The sequence below is a fragment of the Ferdinandcohnia sp. SAFN-114 genome (genome assembly GCF_059415045.1).
In genome coordinates this window covers 51,745-68,168 of the sequence record NZ_JBPFDQ010000005.1, presented here as the reverse complement: position 1 = coordinate 68,168, position 16,424 = coordinate 51,745, and the positions used below count along the sequence as shown (strand labels likewise).

Sequence of the window (16,424 nt, the reverse complement as noted above, 5' to 3'; positions counted from 1 at the left end):
AAAGCATCTATTAATGAAATACAAAATATTTATATTAAACTTTTTCAAATTCACCACGAACAACCCGGCTCATATCAATAACTTTAATCATTTCATGATATAATTCTTCAATTCGCATATCCGAGTCAACTTTTCTCATAACTGTATCGTGGTGATGTTTATTATTAAAAGTAGAAACTGAGCACATCAAGGTTTCATTTTCATGCAACTCCACCGATGCCTCCATCCCTTTACAACCATAGATACCATCAATAAAAGTGCTCTGGAACGTATCATCTTCAAGAGCTCCATATTCCTTGTAAATAAGAGCTGCTTTTTTGTTAATTTCTATAAATCTATCCTTTTTAAGGTTCAGAACTGGGTATAAATATAATACATTGTACATAAAAATCATCCTTTCTGCTCTTAAATTCTTACTTAGGTTCCACTTTCCTATATGATTAATGATTACACATGCCCCAAATAGCTCCTTGTTATGTTCGGCATAATGATGGTACCGTTTTTGCTATGTTTTTCAAATAGTTTCGTTAATGCCGTAATGAAAGGATCATACTCCTTGTCAGACCTCTTTGGAGAATAGGAAGCAGATAAGTACCTACCCAGAAACCCATCTAAAGTAATGTGTAAGTCATTGTGAAAGTAGTTAAGATCATAATTACCATCTTTAAAAAATTGATGAAAAGGAATCGGAGCTTCTTCCGTACCACCACTAAATCCATTAAAATTCGGACAATACTTTTTACAAACATCAGCGCATTCCTTGTTTATATCACTTGACCCATCCCGGCTATTCCAAACAAGGGCCACTTTAGCGCCCTCTTTCAAAATCCGCTGACACTCCAATCTGAACTGCTCAAACTGAAACCAGTGAAAAGCCTGTGCGACCGTCACTAAATCTACACTCTTCTCATCTAAAGTTGTGTTTTCAGCCGTGGCTTTAACCGAAGTAAAACGGGAAGTAGGCTCTACCATTTGTTCCGCCACTTTTCTCATGTCATCATTGGGTTCCACTCCGATTACCGTGTATCCCCTTCCGAGTAACTGCCTGCTTAATATTCCAGTTCCCGATCCAATATCTGCAATTATACTTTCCTCATTCAAGCCAGCTTCAGAGACTAAATATTCAATATACTCACGTGGGTAGCTGGGACGATATCTCGCATATATCTCAGCTTTATCAGTGAATTTATCAGTCGATTCCATCAAACATCTTCTCCTTTTGGAAATTTATGCCTTACAAATAATACTTCCTATTCAATAAGTATAAAGATTACTGAATGGATTTATGGTCGTTGAATAAATGTTGATCTATCATGTTTGAATATTGGGCCGCAACGAGGGATGAACCCGTACTATTTAAATGAACGCCGTCTAACGTTAGGTGAAGTCCTCGTTTTTTTGATAACCGGTCGATGCTAGTTGGATTTTTATAAAAGAGAACATCCATCATCACTCTCATAACGTTGATACTGAGGTAATCTGAACTAGTAACATTAGAAAGGTGTTTCGAGAATACGGAATGAAAATCTAAGAAATTTACATTTGAACGATCTCTTGAGAGGGATTGGATGATGGAGGTTAAACTTTTTATTTCTTTATCATTTTGTGAAGTTTCACCCACTAAAGCTGGCGAAACCGTAATTACGCGTTTTGAAAATGAAATAACCATGTCTAATACTTTACTGTAATACTCTCTAAATTCCTCAGGATCTTTTTCAACAGGCTGTGCTTGGAACTTCAACAATTTAGAATAAACATCATTGACTCCAATCCAAAGGAAAATAAGATCATAATTTGTATCTAAATTTAATTTGGTTAGACGTGTATGCAAACTTTTAACTGTTTCCCCTGGTTTACCAAGATTATCAAAAGAAATACTTGGATAGTTTTCTTTTAAACTATTCACAAAAGACACACCTGGACGACCTTCTGTTAAACTATCACCTATTAGTCCGATTTTCATTGTTTAATGCCTCCTTTTTGGGCATAACATCCGTCATAATTCTATTTCTAGCGTTCCCTTTCACCTGCCTTTTCCGGGAGTCGGGTACGATTAAGTACGCTTGCGTTCCCCTTTTACCTGCATCTCCCCAGAATCGGGCACGATTCGAACGCTTGCGTTTCCCTTTTACCTGCATCTTCCCAGAATCGGGTACGATTCATACGCTTGCGTTCCTCTTTTCCCTATCCTAGAATCGGGCACCAGAGGAACAGTCATTGTAATTCTACAAATATCGTTAATCCTTCTGAATGTATGTCACCAACTAATTTCCACAAGTTACCCTTCATTTCCTTCCACTTACTGTAATTTTACAGACTGGAAAGGAAATTCAACATACAATTAGTTAAGAAAGTCACAGGGAGGAGGTAATAAAACATATATTGACAGACATCAAGAGCTGAATCGAATATACTTTAAGTGAAAAGAGGTGTCTGAAATTTGAAACTTATTCTAAATATTGATAAAGCATTTGAAGAAACAAGAATTACCATTGAAGGGCCAGAGTTAGATGAAAATATTCAGGAACTGATTGATTTCATCTCTGGAAGGGAGCAACAATTTCTTGTAGGAAAAAAGGGAGACATGCAGCATATTCTCAAACCGGATGACGTTCACTATTTTCATACTGTAAATGAAAATGTTATCGCTATCACACAAGCAGATTCTTTTATATTAAAAGAAAAATTATATGAACTCGAGGCCATGCTACCTACTAAAAAGTTTATCCGCATATCAAAATCGGTAATCGCTAATCTGAATCAATTGAGTCGTTTTGAAGCATCGTTCAACGGTACACTCTGTGTTTACTTCAAATCAGGAAAGAAAGAATATGTGTCTCGCACCTATGTCCCCACGATTAAGGAAGTTCTACAATTGAATAGGAGGAAGTAGTATGAAAACTTTTATAATCCGTAGTTTCATCGGTATTTTCTTCGGAGGATTTATAGCGGTATTAACCACCGATCTTTTTATCCTTTTTGGAGGAAACGAAACGATAGATGGAACGTTATTTCTTAAAAACTCAGTAGGTTCTGTACTCTGTGGGTGGTTATTTACAGTGAGTTCCATGTACTTTGAAAATAGGTATTTGAAGCTTTTCCAACAGACCATTCTTCATTTCTTAACCGTCACGATCCTATACCTCATCTTAGCTCTCACAATCGGATGGATCCCATTTACTATTGAAAATATCTTACTAGCAGTCTTAATTGCCATTGTCGTCTATACAATTTTCTGGATTGCATTTTACCTTTACTTCAAAAACCAAGCGCGGAAATTAAATGAAGATTTAAGGAAACTATGAGATTTAATACAAAAAGTACCTTTTATTAAAAGAGCAACTTCTAAATAGTTGCTCTTTCACATTTATTTTAACTAATCTATATTGCGTCATATTCTAGCCTTCGGAATGATATAAGTTTTTGTTAGCTAAAAAACATCATCAAGACAGAAGGAAATAATGTTGCAACAATCAATAGTAGCACTAAACCAGTAAACATATATGTAACATATTTCTTTCTATCTACACCCTCTCTTAATTCCCACAATCCTATTGTAATAAAATATAAACCTATCATAGAAATTATTACGGGTAACAGAACAAAAATATTCATCTATCAATCCCCTTTTTATTTATGTATATCCTCACAAATCATATTTAATATTAACACTCTCCCCTGGTTTTTTAATAGAATTTTATTAGACATTTATCGGATCATCTGGAGTATAGGCGACTTGCGCAATCTGTTTTTCGCCATTTTTTTCAAATACCTTATATTCCTTCATCCCAATTTTCTCAGCTACCTTTTGTGAGGGTATATTTTTAACTGTGGTATACGAAAAAACCTTGGGATAATGTAAAACCCTAAATGCATAATCCTTGCATGCAAGTGCGGCTTCTGTTGCATACCCTTTATTCCAATAGTCCTTAATAATATGAAATCCAATCTCTGGAACCGTTTCGTTGTCAATTTTTTGCATGGTGATTCCACAATCTCCAATAAACTTTTCTCCATCTTTTAAAATTACGGCCCATAATCCATGGTTATACTTTTCATAGTTATCCATATTCCATTGAATCCACTTTTCCACCTTTTCTAAGCTAAAAGGCTCTGGATAGTATTTCATAGATTCTGGGTCAGTAAGAACCTTCGATAACTCATCAATATCTTTTAAGACCAGTTCTCTTAAGTACAATCGCTTCGTTTCCATTATTTTCAATATGATCATCCCTTGTTTTTCTACCATTTGCGTTTACCTATTTATAATAGAATGTTACAATATTATTCTTACAAATCGCCCGTTAGATCGTAATCTATTATAAAAATTTCATCGGTATCCTACAGGTTTTGGGCTTCCATGAGTTCATATATCTTACGAGTTGTGTTGACATTTCTTACTGTTATTTGCTTGTATATCTTTGTTCCAATGATCTTTGACATTCCACTTTTGTTTGCATTTTTCTTTTCAATAGACCATAGAATCGCACCGGGGACATATTTCACCGTGTCAATCGTTGGTTTAATCACCAAATTCTCAAGGACAGTTTCATCATCAATTTCATCCCATAAAAACATAACATCACTTTTCATGTCTTTGTCATTTTTCCATGTGTCAGGGATTGCATGAATGATTCCTCTGACATCATCGATACTTCGAACTACTACCTTTATACGTAATCCAAAATCATCATGGATTGCTTCTTCCAAAATACGTGATAGAATTGTTTTGGATGAGTCATTAGATGAAAAAATAATATTACCAGTATTGATGTAGGTTACTACATCCTTCATCCCGACTTGTTCGAAGGTTTGTTTAAGCAACTTCATATCAATTTTATTGTTTCCACCCACATTAATTCCACGAAGAAGAGCGATATAAACCATAGCCATCTTCCTTTCGACTTTTATTTTGTTTACTATTTCTCTAAGCGTCTCCAAGTTTGAATGAGCCAATCTGCCAAAACAGTCTCCTCTTCGAATTGCGGATAATGTGCAGATTTTTCAATAACCATAAAATCATTACTTGAGGTTTTAACCCTCCGTTTGTTCAATCAACCCTTTATTTTTCCCAAAGCTCAATCAGTCTGCCTTCAGGATCTTTAATCCAAATAAACGCACCATAATCACTCGTCTCTTTTTCCTTTTCAAGTGGTACACCCATTTGATTAAGATGCTTAATCGCCTCGTCTAAATTATCGACTTGGAAATTTAACATTACTTGCTGTTCTAGTGGAAAGTAAGCGTCATCTTCAGTAAAGAAAGAAAAAATCGTTTCATTACCTGGTTCCGGTTTAATTATTGTCCCATTCCAACCTTCAAAATCTAAATTCAAGACCTCACTGTACCACTTTTTGATTGCATCTACATTTTTAGTTCTCCAAAAGATTCCCCCGAAACCCTTTATCATCATAATAAAATTGCTCCCTTCCATAACCTATTTCTTTTATCAGTTAGTTTCAACATACTGGTGAATTAATTCTTCTTGAATAATCCTACCACTTCCAATAGGCATAATAAAATCCCGTTAACAACAATGGATTAATGGGAAATTAAACTTACAAAAAGAGTCTTGCAGTCCAATTCTAAACAGGTTGTGCGCTAAAACCTAGACTTCGGCTATGGGGTATAGACAAATTGGTTTTGCCTCTCCTACTTGTGTGGACAAAGTTGCAACCAAATTTTAGTTATCGGCCATAAATTTGAATTATCGGCCATGAATATTATTTATTAGCCGTATTTTTGGTTTATCAGCCATATTTTTGGATTATCGGCCATAAATCGATTCGATGATATGTTTTTTAAGAATCATTCTTTCATTTGTGCTTATACATTTTGGTTATACCTTGCATCTAAAACAGAGGAATCCTTTGGTAAACGGACCTTAACTAATTCTGCAAAATATTCGGCTCCAATCGATAAGATCTTATCATTAAAGTCATAGCGTGAATTATGAAGTGGAATATTGCCGACTCCATCGGCATCATCACCATTCCCTATAAATACAAAACACCCAGGAATCTTTTCTAAAAATGCACCGAAGTCTTCAGAAACCATCCACGGTTGACAATTTCCATCCACATTCTTTTCATCAACTACATTTTTGGCTGCTTGTACCGCAATCTCAACACATTTTTCCCAGTTAACGGTTGGTGCGAATTCATGCGTATATTCAAATTGACACTCCGCTCCATTTAGTTTGCAAATTCCTTCACTGATCGTTCGCATTCGTTCCTCAAGTAACTTTTGAACCTCTGGCGTATAACTTCTCGTATCCCCTTTAATCACAACATTTGTTGGAATCGCATTGCGAATTCCATCTGTGATGAATTCAGTACACGAAATGACCGCTGGAACATTTGGATTCATATTACGAGAAATAATGGTTTGCAAAGCAAGAACAATTTCAGATGCAATCACGATTGGATCTTTCCCCATATGAGGACTTGATGCATGTGAGCCTTGACCTTTAATACGGATCACAAAGTTATCTTCGCTTGCCATTATTCCTCCAGCTCGAGTTGAGATGGAACCAGCTGGCATTCCTGGCATATTGTGCATGCCATAGATCTCATCTACTGGAAAACGATCGAATAATCCATCTTTCATCATGGCAAAAGCACCTTTACCCGTTTCTTCTGCGGGTTGAAAAATAAATCGAACGGTCCCATTGAAATTTTTGCGCTCCGTTAATAGCTTGGCAGCACCCAAAACTGTTGCCATATGTCCATCATGACCACACGCATGCATTTTGCCTGGATTTTTAGAGGAGTATGGATGTTGTCCTACCTCTGTTAGATTAATCGCATCTATATCTGATCGAATCCCAATGATTCCTTTCCCAGCACCAACTGTAAGATTAGCAACGATCCCAGTACCTCCAATATTCCTGTGAACCTCTAATCCCATTTCTGTTAGGACTTTAGCAAGAAAATCAGACGTGTTTTTTTCTTCAAATGCACTTTCAGGATGAGAATGAAGATAGTGCCTCCACTCAATAAGCTGTTTTTCAAAATCTTCGCTTTTCAACGTAACCGCACTCCTTTTCAAAAATAATTAGAAAGATGGATATGCCCCATCCCATACTACTTTTCGATAATGATCGGGATCCGTGTCACCTTCCGTGCTGATAATTAAAATTTTTGAATCTTGATTTAGATTCAATGCATTTTTCATATCAATGAGCCTACTATTTTGTACTACTAAACTAACGAATCCTATACCCACTGCTGCACCGGATTCACCCGATACAATACGTGGGTCATTACCTAGTGGGGTTGCAAGAATTCGCATTCCTCGTGATGCGGCATAGTCTGGGCAAGAAACAAACACTTCTGCATAATCTTTTAAAATACCCCAAGACGTTTTACTTGGTTCTCCACATGCTAAACCCGCCATAATCGTATCCAATGCACCTGTTACGGCATGAGGCTTCCCGTCTCCCACTCTCATCGATTGGTATAAACAATCCGCTTTATCTGGCTCCAGGATAACTGTCATAGGGCGCTCATCTCCAAATTTCTCTACGAGATATCCGAGCATGCTACCTGCAAAAGAACCTACACCAGCTTGTAAAAATACATGTGTTGGTCGATCAGCATAAGCTTCAGCAATCTGCTCCATTGCTTCATCTATGATTGTTAAATAGCCTTGCATAATCCACGCAGGAATTTCTTCATATCCATCCCAGGCTGTATCCTGTACCAAGACCCAGCCATTTTCTTTAGCCTGTTGGTTTGCCAATCTGACCGTATCATCATAGTTTAAATCTGTAATAAAAGCATCTGCTCCTTCTTTGCGAATATTAGTGAGCCTGATTTCCGAAGAACCTTTTGGCATATATACAACAGATTTTTGACCTAGCTGGTTTGCAGCCCATGCAATTCCTCTACCATGATTTCCATCTGTTGCTGTTACAAAAGTAATATCACCCAATTTTTCTTTTACTTTTTTACTTCTTAATTGTTCAAAAGATAGCTCTGAGATATCTATGTTTAATTGTTCTGCTAGATAGTTACCAACCGCATAGGAACCACCTAATACTTTAAAAGCATTCAATCCAAATCGGTAAGATTCATCTTTAACCCAAATATGACGTACTCCAAATTGTTTAGACAACCCATCTAAGCTGTGAAGCGGAGTTACTTGATATTCTGGAAAGCTCTTATGAAAATTTCGTACCTTTTCAATGACTTCCCGACTCATAAATGTTGCAGATGCTTTCTCTGAATCTGTTTTTCTTGTATTATCATTTACTAAATATTGAATTTCGGATTTGCTATCTGTTACATTAGTCATTTTTAATCTCCTTTCAACGTGGTGCCTGCTAGTTTACTAACTACATCAAGTAATACATTGGCTCCCGCTGCCAAGTCTGTATCTTGTGTAAATTCTTTGGATTGTGACTAATCCCATCGATACTTGAAACGAAAAACATTGCAGTAGGGTACACACTGCCATCATTTGAGCATCAGGTCCCGCTCCAGATGTCATTCGTTTTGATTGGAGTCCACGACCTTTCGTAGCTTTTTCTATGAGTGTAACGATTGTTTCATCGAAAGTGACTGGCTGAACACGTACTAGTCGTTCTGTTGTACTAGAAACTCCTTTAGATGCTGCTAGCTCTTTAAGATAGTTTGCAAGTGCTTGCTCTTCCAGTCTCTGCTCGTCTGGATCACGCAAAACAGCAGTGAATGTCGCAAGAGATGGAATTAAGTTCACTTAGGTTTAGCCTCGAATTATTTCCTTCACCCAGCTTATTCCCTCATTAACAAATGCTTCTGTTGGATTTGAATGGGGCGTATGTTCAAATATAAAATACACACCCGAGCTTTTTGACAGCTTATAAATTAAATCACTTACTTTAAAATGTGTATTGTCTATTTCATGAGATGGATGAACGGGTACCCATATGTATTTATGATAATGAAACTCTACATTATGTAAATGAACGACCTTTATATGCTTTTTCCACTTCCCTATATAATCTAACACCTTATCACCAGTGGCTAATAAGTAATCCCCAATATCTATGCAAAGTTTGATTCCATACTTTTCCCAAACCTCAATTGGAAAATGATCAAGAGCTTTTATCCCAAACGCAGACCGATTAAAACCTAGTTTTGGTTCGCATACGATCGTTATAGAATACTTTTCCTGCAGGAAATGTAATCTTTTTAATCCATTTTCAATAATCTCAGTCGTATCTAGGTCTTTTTCTTCTTTAAAATAAGGAAAGTGAACTAATATATATTCAGCTCCTAATTGGGACATATATTTAACTTCGGATTCAAACTGTTCCCAGGCATTTTCCGGTTCATAATGTACTTTTTCCAGCAAATCATATTTACTTTGATTTCTATACAAAGGAGAATGAAGCCCAAATGTAACATTATTCTTATGTAAGAGTTCTAAGAAATGATGTAAAGACTCTTCGCTCGGAAACTCACCAATTTCAATATGACTAATATTCTTATTTTTAAATAATTGAGGGAATTTATCCGTTTCTGTCATAATGACACTTCCTGAAAGTCCTATACAGCTATTCATTTTTTCACTATTCCTCCCTCCTCCAGTAGTTAAGTCATTTAGTACTGATTTATTTTCTTTTGATATTTACTATGTCCATCGGTAATACCAATTAGTTCAAAACCATTGTTCTTGTAAAAGTAATTAAGTCTACTATTTTCTGCAACACAATCTAACTTAAGGTGTTCTTTATCAATTGCATTGTCTTGTATCCAAGTCAATATACTTTTACCTACACCTTTCTTCATATATTCTGGAATAACTGCAATTCTATGTAGATAAAGAGATTCTGAAGAATGATCACTTCCCCAAATATGTCTATCCCATTCACTTTGTTTAGCTAATAATGTGAAGGTAGCCACAATTTCCTTATCTTTCAATACAATGTATGTTTCTTGATTATGAATAGCTTGTATAATCTCTTCATCATCACCACCATCTAATAGATACCTCCATTGGTTTATTTCATTATCTTTCATCCACTGAGCTACCTGTTTTAACATTTTAATAATCTCACTACTATCGTCATTTGTAGCCATTTTTATCATAAAACCATCGAAGTTTTCCAATCTCATTGTTACCTCCGTATAAATTTCTTTTTTTATCTATACCTTATAAAATTAGTAGATCCTTGATTTGTACTTTTAATCGTTGATTGGTAAATAAATCTGTACTTCTTCTTCACCTTCACCCATAGGGTGATAAGTCTCGATTATATAAGAATGGCTGTCTCTTTGATAACCTTGTTCTGCTGCCCAATTCAATAAATTCAAATGCAGTTCTCCCAATTTTGTGATATTCCCCCGTGTGGTTATGTACCGATTATTTGTCTCAATATATTCCATTCCTGTTGGTATTTCATCTGATTTCTCACGTACTATTAATCCTACATAATAATGGCCAATCTTATGATCCTCGTCCTTTTTAGGCTCAAATAAAGCAATTTCTGTCTCCGTTAGATTTTGAATTTCGTTTGAGCGATTTAATAGTTTTTTTGCAAGTAAAGGTACTTCGTTTCCAAAGTTAATAAACTCCCCACAACCTTTTAATCCAACAAGCTTAAATTCCTTCCTAACCATCGTAAACGACATTGTAATCTCTCCTATCCCTGGTTAAATTCCAGATTATCCTAATTTTACATATTCAATAAAAACTCCTTACTTCCTGCATTGAAGTAAGGAGTTTATACTGATTTATATCACTTGTCTGATTCTTGGAAGGTCGGGGATATTGCACGCGCTTTGGAATAACATCACTTGGCTGTTATTAGTTGGTTGGGGGTACTCCAGATGCTTTGGAATTACACCACTTTCTTGATATTAGGAGGTTGATAGTACTCCAGGCGCTTTGGAACATCTACACTTTCCTGTTTTCAGGAGATTGTTGATACTCCAGGCTATTCCTCGTACTTTGAAAAATCAACACTAACCAGTAACTGTGCTTTTCACGTTTTCATTGTAACCATCACTCTAATCCACTCAACAAAAAAAATCACAGGCTTCCATCTCACCTGTGATGTTCAATCTAAAAATTAATACTTCAACCCATGCCCTAGCTTGTAAACATTACCGTCACTGTCTTTATATGCGTAAGTCATTCCGGCTGGCATGTATTTGTCTTTGTCATATCCTGGTACGTCATTAGGGGAAACACATTCGCCATTTTGGTAAACAGCAATGACTTCCTCACTTGCCGGTAACGTTAATGGTAAGATACCAGATGGCTTATGATTGCCTGCAATCACTTCAAGTTGTGCATTGTAGAATGTATCGTATCCAGCAACTAGTGCGTCTGCCATTGGTTCTACATTTCCTAAAATCCAAGGAAGAATAATATTTACGCTCATCACTACTTTACCGCCGCGGCGATGCACACTGTCAACTACTTCTTTTAGATGGTCTAATCCACTTAAAGTAGTTTCCTGATATAATGTACCATCAATCGCAGAGTTTACTTTATCCTCACATATCTCAAGCTCTAGTAAGCCAGGTGTTGCATTAAAATAGGAACCGGATTTTGGTTGTAAGAACAGAATGGCTGTGTCAGCTTCTTCATAGCTGTTTGTTAGCGTAAATAGTCCAAAATCATTCGCTTCTTTTCTCGCTTTTTCGGTATAAGAAGTTGCTCTTTCTTGCTCTTTATGGAACACTTCAATATACACTTTTTTACCTTCCAGCTTGTCCGTTGTGAGTGGCAAGGTTTCGTTAGAATTTTTCAGTACGGTTACTGATTTTTTATGCGCTTCGTATGCAGTATCCCAATGTGCTTTTGTGCTGACAACCTTAGTTGCAATTGCTGGGTCATTGTATGTGCGGTCATCAAATAGACCTAAAGCAAACATTTCTGTTAAGAGACGTTCATTTGACTCATTGATTCGTTTTTCACTGATCCAACCCTTACTAATCGCTAATTTCAGATTTTCAATATCGTTCGTATCAGCAATCAAATCGGTACCTGCATTGATCGCTTTAGCAAAGCGCTCTCCTTCACTGCTCTTTTCCATTCCCCAACTCATGTTATTAATAATTCCACTATCACTATTCACATAGCCCTTAAATCCAAGCTTTCCACGAAGGATATGGTCAATGAAATAACGATTAAACGTAAATCCAACTTCTTCGAATGGGATTTCCTCCCCTTCAAACTCCTGAACCACACTCTTCTTTATACTCGGAATCGAGTAATACGGCATAATGGATGATGTTCCATGTTCTGCTGCTGCTCTAAATGGCGGAAGATGGTATTTTTCTAAACTGCCCGGAGTTGGGTATAGATTCCATTTCCCTTCCTCATAGTGAGGGTCAAAGCCATTTTCTCTCGCTCCCCCGCCAGGGAAATGCTTAGTTGTCATTGCTATACTATCTTTTCCTAACGTTTCTCCTTGGAACTCGTCAAGGATACGCCCAATTACATCAGCAATAAACTCTGGATCTTCTCCAAACGTTCCATACGTACGTTGCCATCTCGGATCGGTCACCACATCTGCCATATACATATAGCCTTTTCTTAAGCCAGTGGCATTCCATTCTTTTCGGGCTATACTCGCAAATTCACTAATAAGGGAAGCATCTCCACCATTTTCAATATCGCCCTTTGCGGCTGCTGCCAATCCTAATGTTCCGGGCCATGTAGAAAAGATACCAATCGCATCATTCATACCGAAGACGGCTTCACCATTCTCATTTCTTGAGTTCGATGCAACAAGTACAGGAATCCCTAAGCGTGTTCCTTCTGCTACTTCATTCATCGAGTTAACCCATTCTGCCATTTCTGCTGGACTGAAGTTATCTCTTAAAATGAAATGTCTTAGATGTCTGTTTTCGATCGTATGAGTCGTTCCGTATACCTTGCTCGTAGCGAAAATCGTTTCTCCTCTTTCGATAATACTTTCATCTAGAACGCCATCATGACTAGTCTTGCTTTTATCCTCCTGGGCAAGTCCCATTTTCCTAGAATTGATCAGCATCATACCGATTTTTTCATCGATGTTCATCAACGAAACAAGATTTTCCGCACGCTCTTTAGGGGTTAAACGCCAATCTTCATATGGATCAAGCTTGCCATTATTATTTAAATCTTTAAATTTCAAACCCTCATGTTCAATTAGTTTCTTCGTTCTAACTTGTAATTCAGGTTGTTTTTGCATGTAAATTCCTCCTCATAGGGGTCAATCGATTTTTTTGCTATGCATCTAGTTTCATAACAGCATCATCATTTGCCTCAACATTCCCCGTTTTGATTGGTTTCACTTCTACATACTCCTGTGTGTTGGTAATCACGATAGGTGTTTTCAAATCATATCCAGCTGCTTTGATCTGTTCGATGTCAAATTCAATAAGTATGTCTCCTTTTTTCACTTCATCCCACTGCTTTACATGGGAAGTAAAATACTTGCCTTTCAGCTGGACCGTATTTACACCAATATAGATTAAGATCTCAGCCCCATCATTCGATGTAATTCCAATCGCATGTTTGCTTGCGAATAATGTGGTTACAACTCCATCCACTGGAGAAATGATTGCCCCTTTTGTTGGTTCAATGGCAATCCCTTTTCCTACAACTTCTGTTGAAAAAAGTGGATCCGCTAATTGATTTAATGGAACGATTCTACCTGTTAATGGACTTGCAATGATTTCTTTTTTTACATCGCTTAGTCCAAATACTTTATTTGTCTTTTCAGCAACTGCTAAGTCATGCTTGCCTTCATAACCAAATACAAGAGTTAGCATCATTGCGATCAATAAGGAAGCGAACACACCTATTGTGAAAATCCCGATTGGCGAAAATACAGGAATGGATAAAAAACTTGGGAGTGCAAATGCCGTTGCAGATACGCCTAGTGCTCCGTTGATTGCCCCACCAACTGCCCCAGCTATCCCAACGTATAACATGGTTCGTTTATAACGGACGAGAATGCCATATGTGATAATTTCTGTTGTCCCTGCTAAAGCACTTGGCAAAAGCCCTGACCCAGCAAGTGTTTTCAATTTTTTATCTTTCGTTTTAAAGAATACGCCAAGCCCCATACCGATTTGGGCAAATGGTGCCGCTGCTGCCATCGCGATAATTGGATCAAGACCTGATGCACCAAGATTAGCAATGGCAATTGGAATCACTGCCCAATGAAGCCCCAATATCGTAAGGAAAGACCATGCTGCTCCTAACACAGCTCCTGTAACTAATCCACTTTGACCACTTAAAAATTGAATAATGAATGCTAAGCCCTGACCAACATATGTCCCAAATGGACCAAAAATAAGGATCGTTAATGGTACGATAATCAGTAAAGAAATCATCGGATTGATAAACATCTGTAAGTCTTTATAAATCACTTCTTTCAAAAGCTTATCTAAAAACGCATATATCGATGCAGCGATTAAAATGGGAAACACGGTTGAAGAATAACTGGCCAATAAAACCGGAATCCCTAAAAATGAAACATCCTGTGCCTGTGAAGTGACTAAACTCACATAATTGGGTTCCAATAATGCTGCCCCAATTGCTGCTCCCACAAATCCATTCGCCCCGAGTTTGTTTGCCATTGTAAATCCGAGGAATATAGGAAAAAAGTAAAAAACAGCATGTCCAGCAGCAGAAAGAATTGCGTAGGTACCGCTTTCAGCGGAAACCCAACCTAATGACTTTAAAATAGACAATAAAGCCGAGATTAAACCCGAACCGGCTAGCACACCTAAAATGGGTGCAAAACTTCCACTTATTGCCCCTAATAGTTTATTCACAACTGTTTCCTTACTCTCTGCAGTAGTATCATTGTTTTTCAAGGTTATGTCCTCCTAGTGTGATTTCATTACTGGGTAGTACTTTGATTTAAAATTCATCATAGAGGAAAAAAAGACGTAGATTCAGACTAACTTCATAAGATGTCAAATACCCCTATTAAAATCTCCAAAGACAGGGCTTTCATTTACAAAAATTTTGTGCTTAGATAAGGCTTTCATTTCCTCTAAGACTTCTTGTTTCTTAGATTATAGTGATATAATATCAAGGAATTATATGAAATAAATTGGTTATTTTGCTGATAATATTGTATATCTTGCTGTTATAAAAGGAGCAAATTATGAGAGAATCGACATTTATGCCAGTATTGAATGAGAATTTTGAGGTTTATTATTGGAGTAAAAAATATAAATCCCATGATTGGGGGAGAAAGCCTGATAAGTCATTAGAGAATTATTCTGAAATAGAACCTTTATTCCGCTTGCATAGTCATGACTCCATGGAGATTCTTGTTTTCTTAGGTGGTGAATGTAAATTTTTTTGTGAAGGACAAACTTATTCACTAACCAAAGGGGATGTTGTCATCATTCCCCCTTACGCTGTGCATAAAGCAGAAGTAAGTGATTTCGACAACTATGAAAGAATTGTATCGACCATCAGCAAATCATTATTGGCTGATTTCTTATCGGTTTCTCCTTTCATGAGTGATAGCATTATCCATCATAAAACGCAGGGTTCTTATGTTGTCCATTTCCACACCAAAAGTTTGAAGGAAATACTCTCGCTTTTCCAAGAGATTAGTGATCGTATAAAACACAATCGTGAATCTTATTCATTTGCATCACATTATTTATTATTCCGAGCGATGGAAATTATCTTAAATCCAGCTAGTAGTAAGCCTACGAATAGTTTAGACGGTGGTGAGGATCAACGTATAACCTCCATAATTAAATACATAGAGGAACATTTGACGGATACAGAACTGAATTTAGACAACGTCTCAAGTCATTTTCATTTAAACAAGTATTATTTTTCCCATTATTTTAAAGAAAACATGAAAGTACCGTTTTATCGTTATGTATTATTGAAACGACTTGCTACCGCTGTTGCCTTAATTAAACAAAATGAGCTCTCAATCGAAGAAATTGCTACCAAATGCGGTTTTCAAGACTACTCTAGCTTTTATCGACTTTTTAAAAAGGAATATAATGTATCACCAAAAAACTTACAAAAGGAGTTTAGGAAGTAGTTGTATTTCACTTTAGGTTTGAACGCTATTTAGGAAATGAGAAACCCTCAAAAGTCTGAGCATTTTTTGCAGAGGCTTAATTTAATGAGTTTCTTACCGATTATTACATGAAAAATAAAAAGCTTGGCATGATAATAATGCATTTGAAATGGAGGTGTAAATGATGACAAAGCGTGTTAATAAAGGTAGTCAAAATCAAAATTCACCGAGAAACGGTGGGAATTTAGACACAGAATTTGGTCAAGATATGGCTAGCGGAGACAATAATAAAGGAACTGAATATAACTCCAAACGTGGAAGTAAATCTCAACTTAAAAACCCAAATAATCATTAAATTTTAAAGGAACCACGCTGGTTCCTTTTTTCTCCTTTTTAGTCTTTTACCTTGGTTGTTTTCGCAAACTTTGTT

The 16,424-nt window shown here is 36.7% G+C and carries 19 protein-coding genes; 4 read left to right on the top strand and 15 right to left on the bottom strand.

Annotation, left to right across the window (positions count from 1 at the left end; translation table 11 throughout):
- Positions 1 to 34: 34 nt before the first annotated feature.
- The 3 genes from ACR65M_RS02815 to ACR65M_RS02805 all read right to left on the bottom strand — a co-directional run bounded on the left by ACR65M_RS02815 (position 35) and on the right by ACR65M_RS02805 (position 1,963).
- Positions 35 to 385 carry a DUF1428 family protein gene (locus ACR65M_RS02815; RefSeq protein WP_341331265.1) on the bottom strand — a complete coding sequence of 117 codons (351 nt, stop codon included), beginning with the start codon at positions 383 to 385 and terminating at the stop codon, positions 35 to 37.
- A gap of 62 nt (positions 386 to 447) precedes the next feature.
- On the bottom strand, positions 448 to 1,203 hold the full coding sequence (locus ACR65M_RS02810) for a class I SAM-dependent methyltransferase (RefSeq protein ID WP_341331264.1): 756 nt from the start codon (positions 1,201 to 1,203) through the stop codon (positions 448 to 450).
- Between the two features lie 67 nt (positions 1,204 to 1,270).
- Positions 1,271 to 1,963, bottom strand: a complete 693-nt coding sequence (locus tag ACR65M_RS02805; protein ID WP_341331263.1) for an SGNH/GDSL hydrolase family protein — start codon at positions 1,961 to 1,963, stop codon at positions 1,271 to 1,273.
- Between the two features lie 477 nt (positions 1,964 to 2,440).
- Here ACR65M_RS02805 and ACR65M_RS02800 point away from each other — a divergent pair, with 477 nt between their 5' ends.
- Complete coding sequence (locus tag ACR65M_RS02800) at positions 2,441 to 2,893, top strand: LytTR family DNA-binding domain-containing protein (protein ID WP_440272490.1); 453 nt, start codon at positions 2,441 to 2,443, stop codon at positions 2,891 to 2,893.
- A 1-nt stretch (position 2,894) separates the two neighbouring features.
- The gene (locus tag ACR65M_RS02795; protein WP_341331261.1) at positions 2,895 to 3,305 is read left to right on the top strand and encodes a DUF3021 domain-containing protein; all 411 of its coding nucleotides are present in this window, start codon (positions 2,895 to 2,897) and stop codon (positions 3,303 to 3,305) included.
- A 121-nt stretch (positions 3,306 to 3,426) separates the two neighbouring features.
- On the opposite strand, the gene ACR65M_RS02790 is transcribed toward ACR65M_RS02795, so the two are convergent.
- From ACR65M_RS02790 to ACR65M_RS02735, 12 genes are all read right to left on the bottom strand, one after another.
- Positions 3,427 to 3,615: a hypothetical protein gene (locus ACR65M_RS02790; protein WP_341331260.1), complete on the bottom strand. Its 189-nt coding sequence runs from the start codon at positions 3,613 to 3,615 to the stop codon at positions 3,427 to 3,429.
- An 85-nt stretch (positions 3,616 to 3,700) separates the two neighbouring features.
- Complete coding sequence (locus ACR65M_RS02785; protein ID WP_440272504.1) at positions 3,701 to 4,222, bottom strand: GNAT family N-acetyltransferase; 522 nt, start codon at positions 4,220 to 4,222, stop codon at positions 3,701 to 3,703.
- 119 nt (positions 4,223 to 4,341) lie between these two features.
- Complete coding sequence (locus ACR65M_RS02780; RefSeq protein ID WP_341331258.1) at positions 4,342 to 4,887, bottom strand: DUF1697 domain-containing protein; 546 nt, start codon at positions 4,885 to 4,887, stop codon at positions 4,342 to 4,344.
- 175 nt (positions 4,888 to 5,062) lie between these two features.
- Entirely contained in the window at positions 5,063 to 5,410 is a 348-nt protein-coding gene (locus ACR65M_RS02775; protein ID WP_341333531.1) for a VOC family protein, read from the bottom strand.
- A gap of 416 nt (positions 5,411 to 5,826) precedes the next feature.
- Entirely contained in the window at positions 5,827 to 7,029 is a 1,203-nt protein-coding gene (locus tag ACR65M_RS02770; protein WP_341331257.1) for a M20 aminoacylase family protein, read from the bottom strand.
- Between the two features lie 27 nt (positions 7,030 to 7,056).
- A complete protein-coding gene (gene dpaL / locus ACR65M_RS02765) occupies positions 7,057 to 8,298 on the bottom strand; it encodes a diaminopropionate ammonia-lyase (protein WP_341331256.1) in 1,242 nt (413 codons plus the stop codon).
- A 45-nt stretch (positions 8,299 to 8,343) separates the two neighbouring features.
- Positions 8,344 to 8,721 (bottom strand): hypothetical protein, encoded by a 378-nt coding sequence (locus ACR65M_RS02760; RefSeq protein ID WP_341331255.1) that lies wholly within the window; start codon positions 8,719 to 8,721, stop codon positions 8,344 to 8,346.
- A gap of 6 nt (positions 8,722 to 8,727) precedes the next feature.
- A complete protein-coding gene (locus ACR65M_RS02755; protein WP_341331254.1) occupies positions 8,728 to 9,549 on the bottom strand; it encodes a sugar phosphate isomerase/epimerase family protein in 822 nt (273 codons plus the stop codon).
- Positions 9,550 to 9,587: 38 nt separating this feature from the next.
- Positions 9,588 to 10,103 (bottom strand): GNAT family N-acetyltransferase, encoded by a 516-nt coding sequence (locus ACR65M_RS02750; protein WP_341331253.1) that lies wholly within the window; start codon positions 10,101 to 10,103, stop codon positions 9,588 to 9,590.
- 69 nt (positions 10,104 to 10,172) lie between these two features.
- Entirely contained in the window at positions 10,173 to 10,619 is a 447-nt protein-coding gene (locus ACR65M_RS02745) for a GyrI-like domain-containing protein (protein WP_341331252.1), read from the bottom strand.
- Positions 10,620 to 11,059: 440 nt separating this feature from the next.
- Positions 11,060 to 13,174, bottom strand: a complete 2,115-nt coding sequence (locus tag ACR65M_RS02740) for a glycoside hydrolase family 3 protein (RefSeq protein ID WP_341331251.1) — start codon at positions 13,172 to 13,174, stop codon at positions 11,060 to 11,062.
- A 37-nt stretch (positions 13,175 to 13,211) separates the two neighbouring features.
- A complete protein-coding gene (locus tag ACR65M_RS02735; protein ID WP_341331250.1) occupies positions 13,212 to 14,810 on the bottom strand; it encodes a glucose PTS transporter subunit IIA in 1,599 nt (532 codons plus the stop codon).
- A gap of 296 nt (positions 14,811 to 15,106) precedes the next feature.
- Between ACR65M_RS02735 and ACR65M_RS02730 the strand changes: the two genes are divergently transcribed.
- Together ACR65M_RS02730 and ACR65M_RS02725 are read left to right on the top strand one after the other, a co-directional pair.
- The gene (locus tag ACR65M_RS02730) at positions 15,107 to 16,015 is read left to right on the top strand and encodes a helix-turn-helix domain-containing protein (RefSeq protein WP_440272489.1); all 909 of its coding nucleotides are present in this window, start codon (positions 15,107 to 15,109) and stop codon (positions 16,013 to 16,015) included.
- Between the two features lie 163 nt (positions 16,016 to 16,178).
- Positions 16,179 to 16,349: a hypothetical protein gene (locus ACR65M_RS02725; RefSeq protein ID WP_341331248.1), complete on the top strand. Its 171-nt coding sequence runs from the start codon at positions 16,179 to 16,181 to the stop codon at positions 16,347 to 16,349.
- The last annotated feature ends 75 nt before the right edge of the window (positions 16,350 to 16,424 follow it).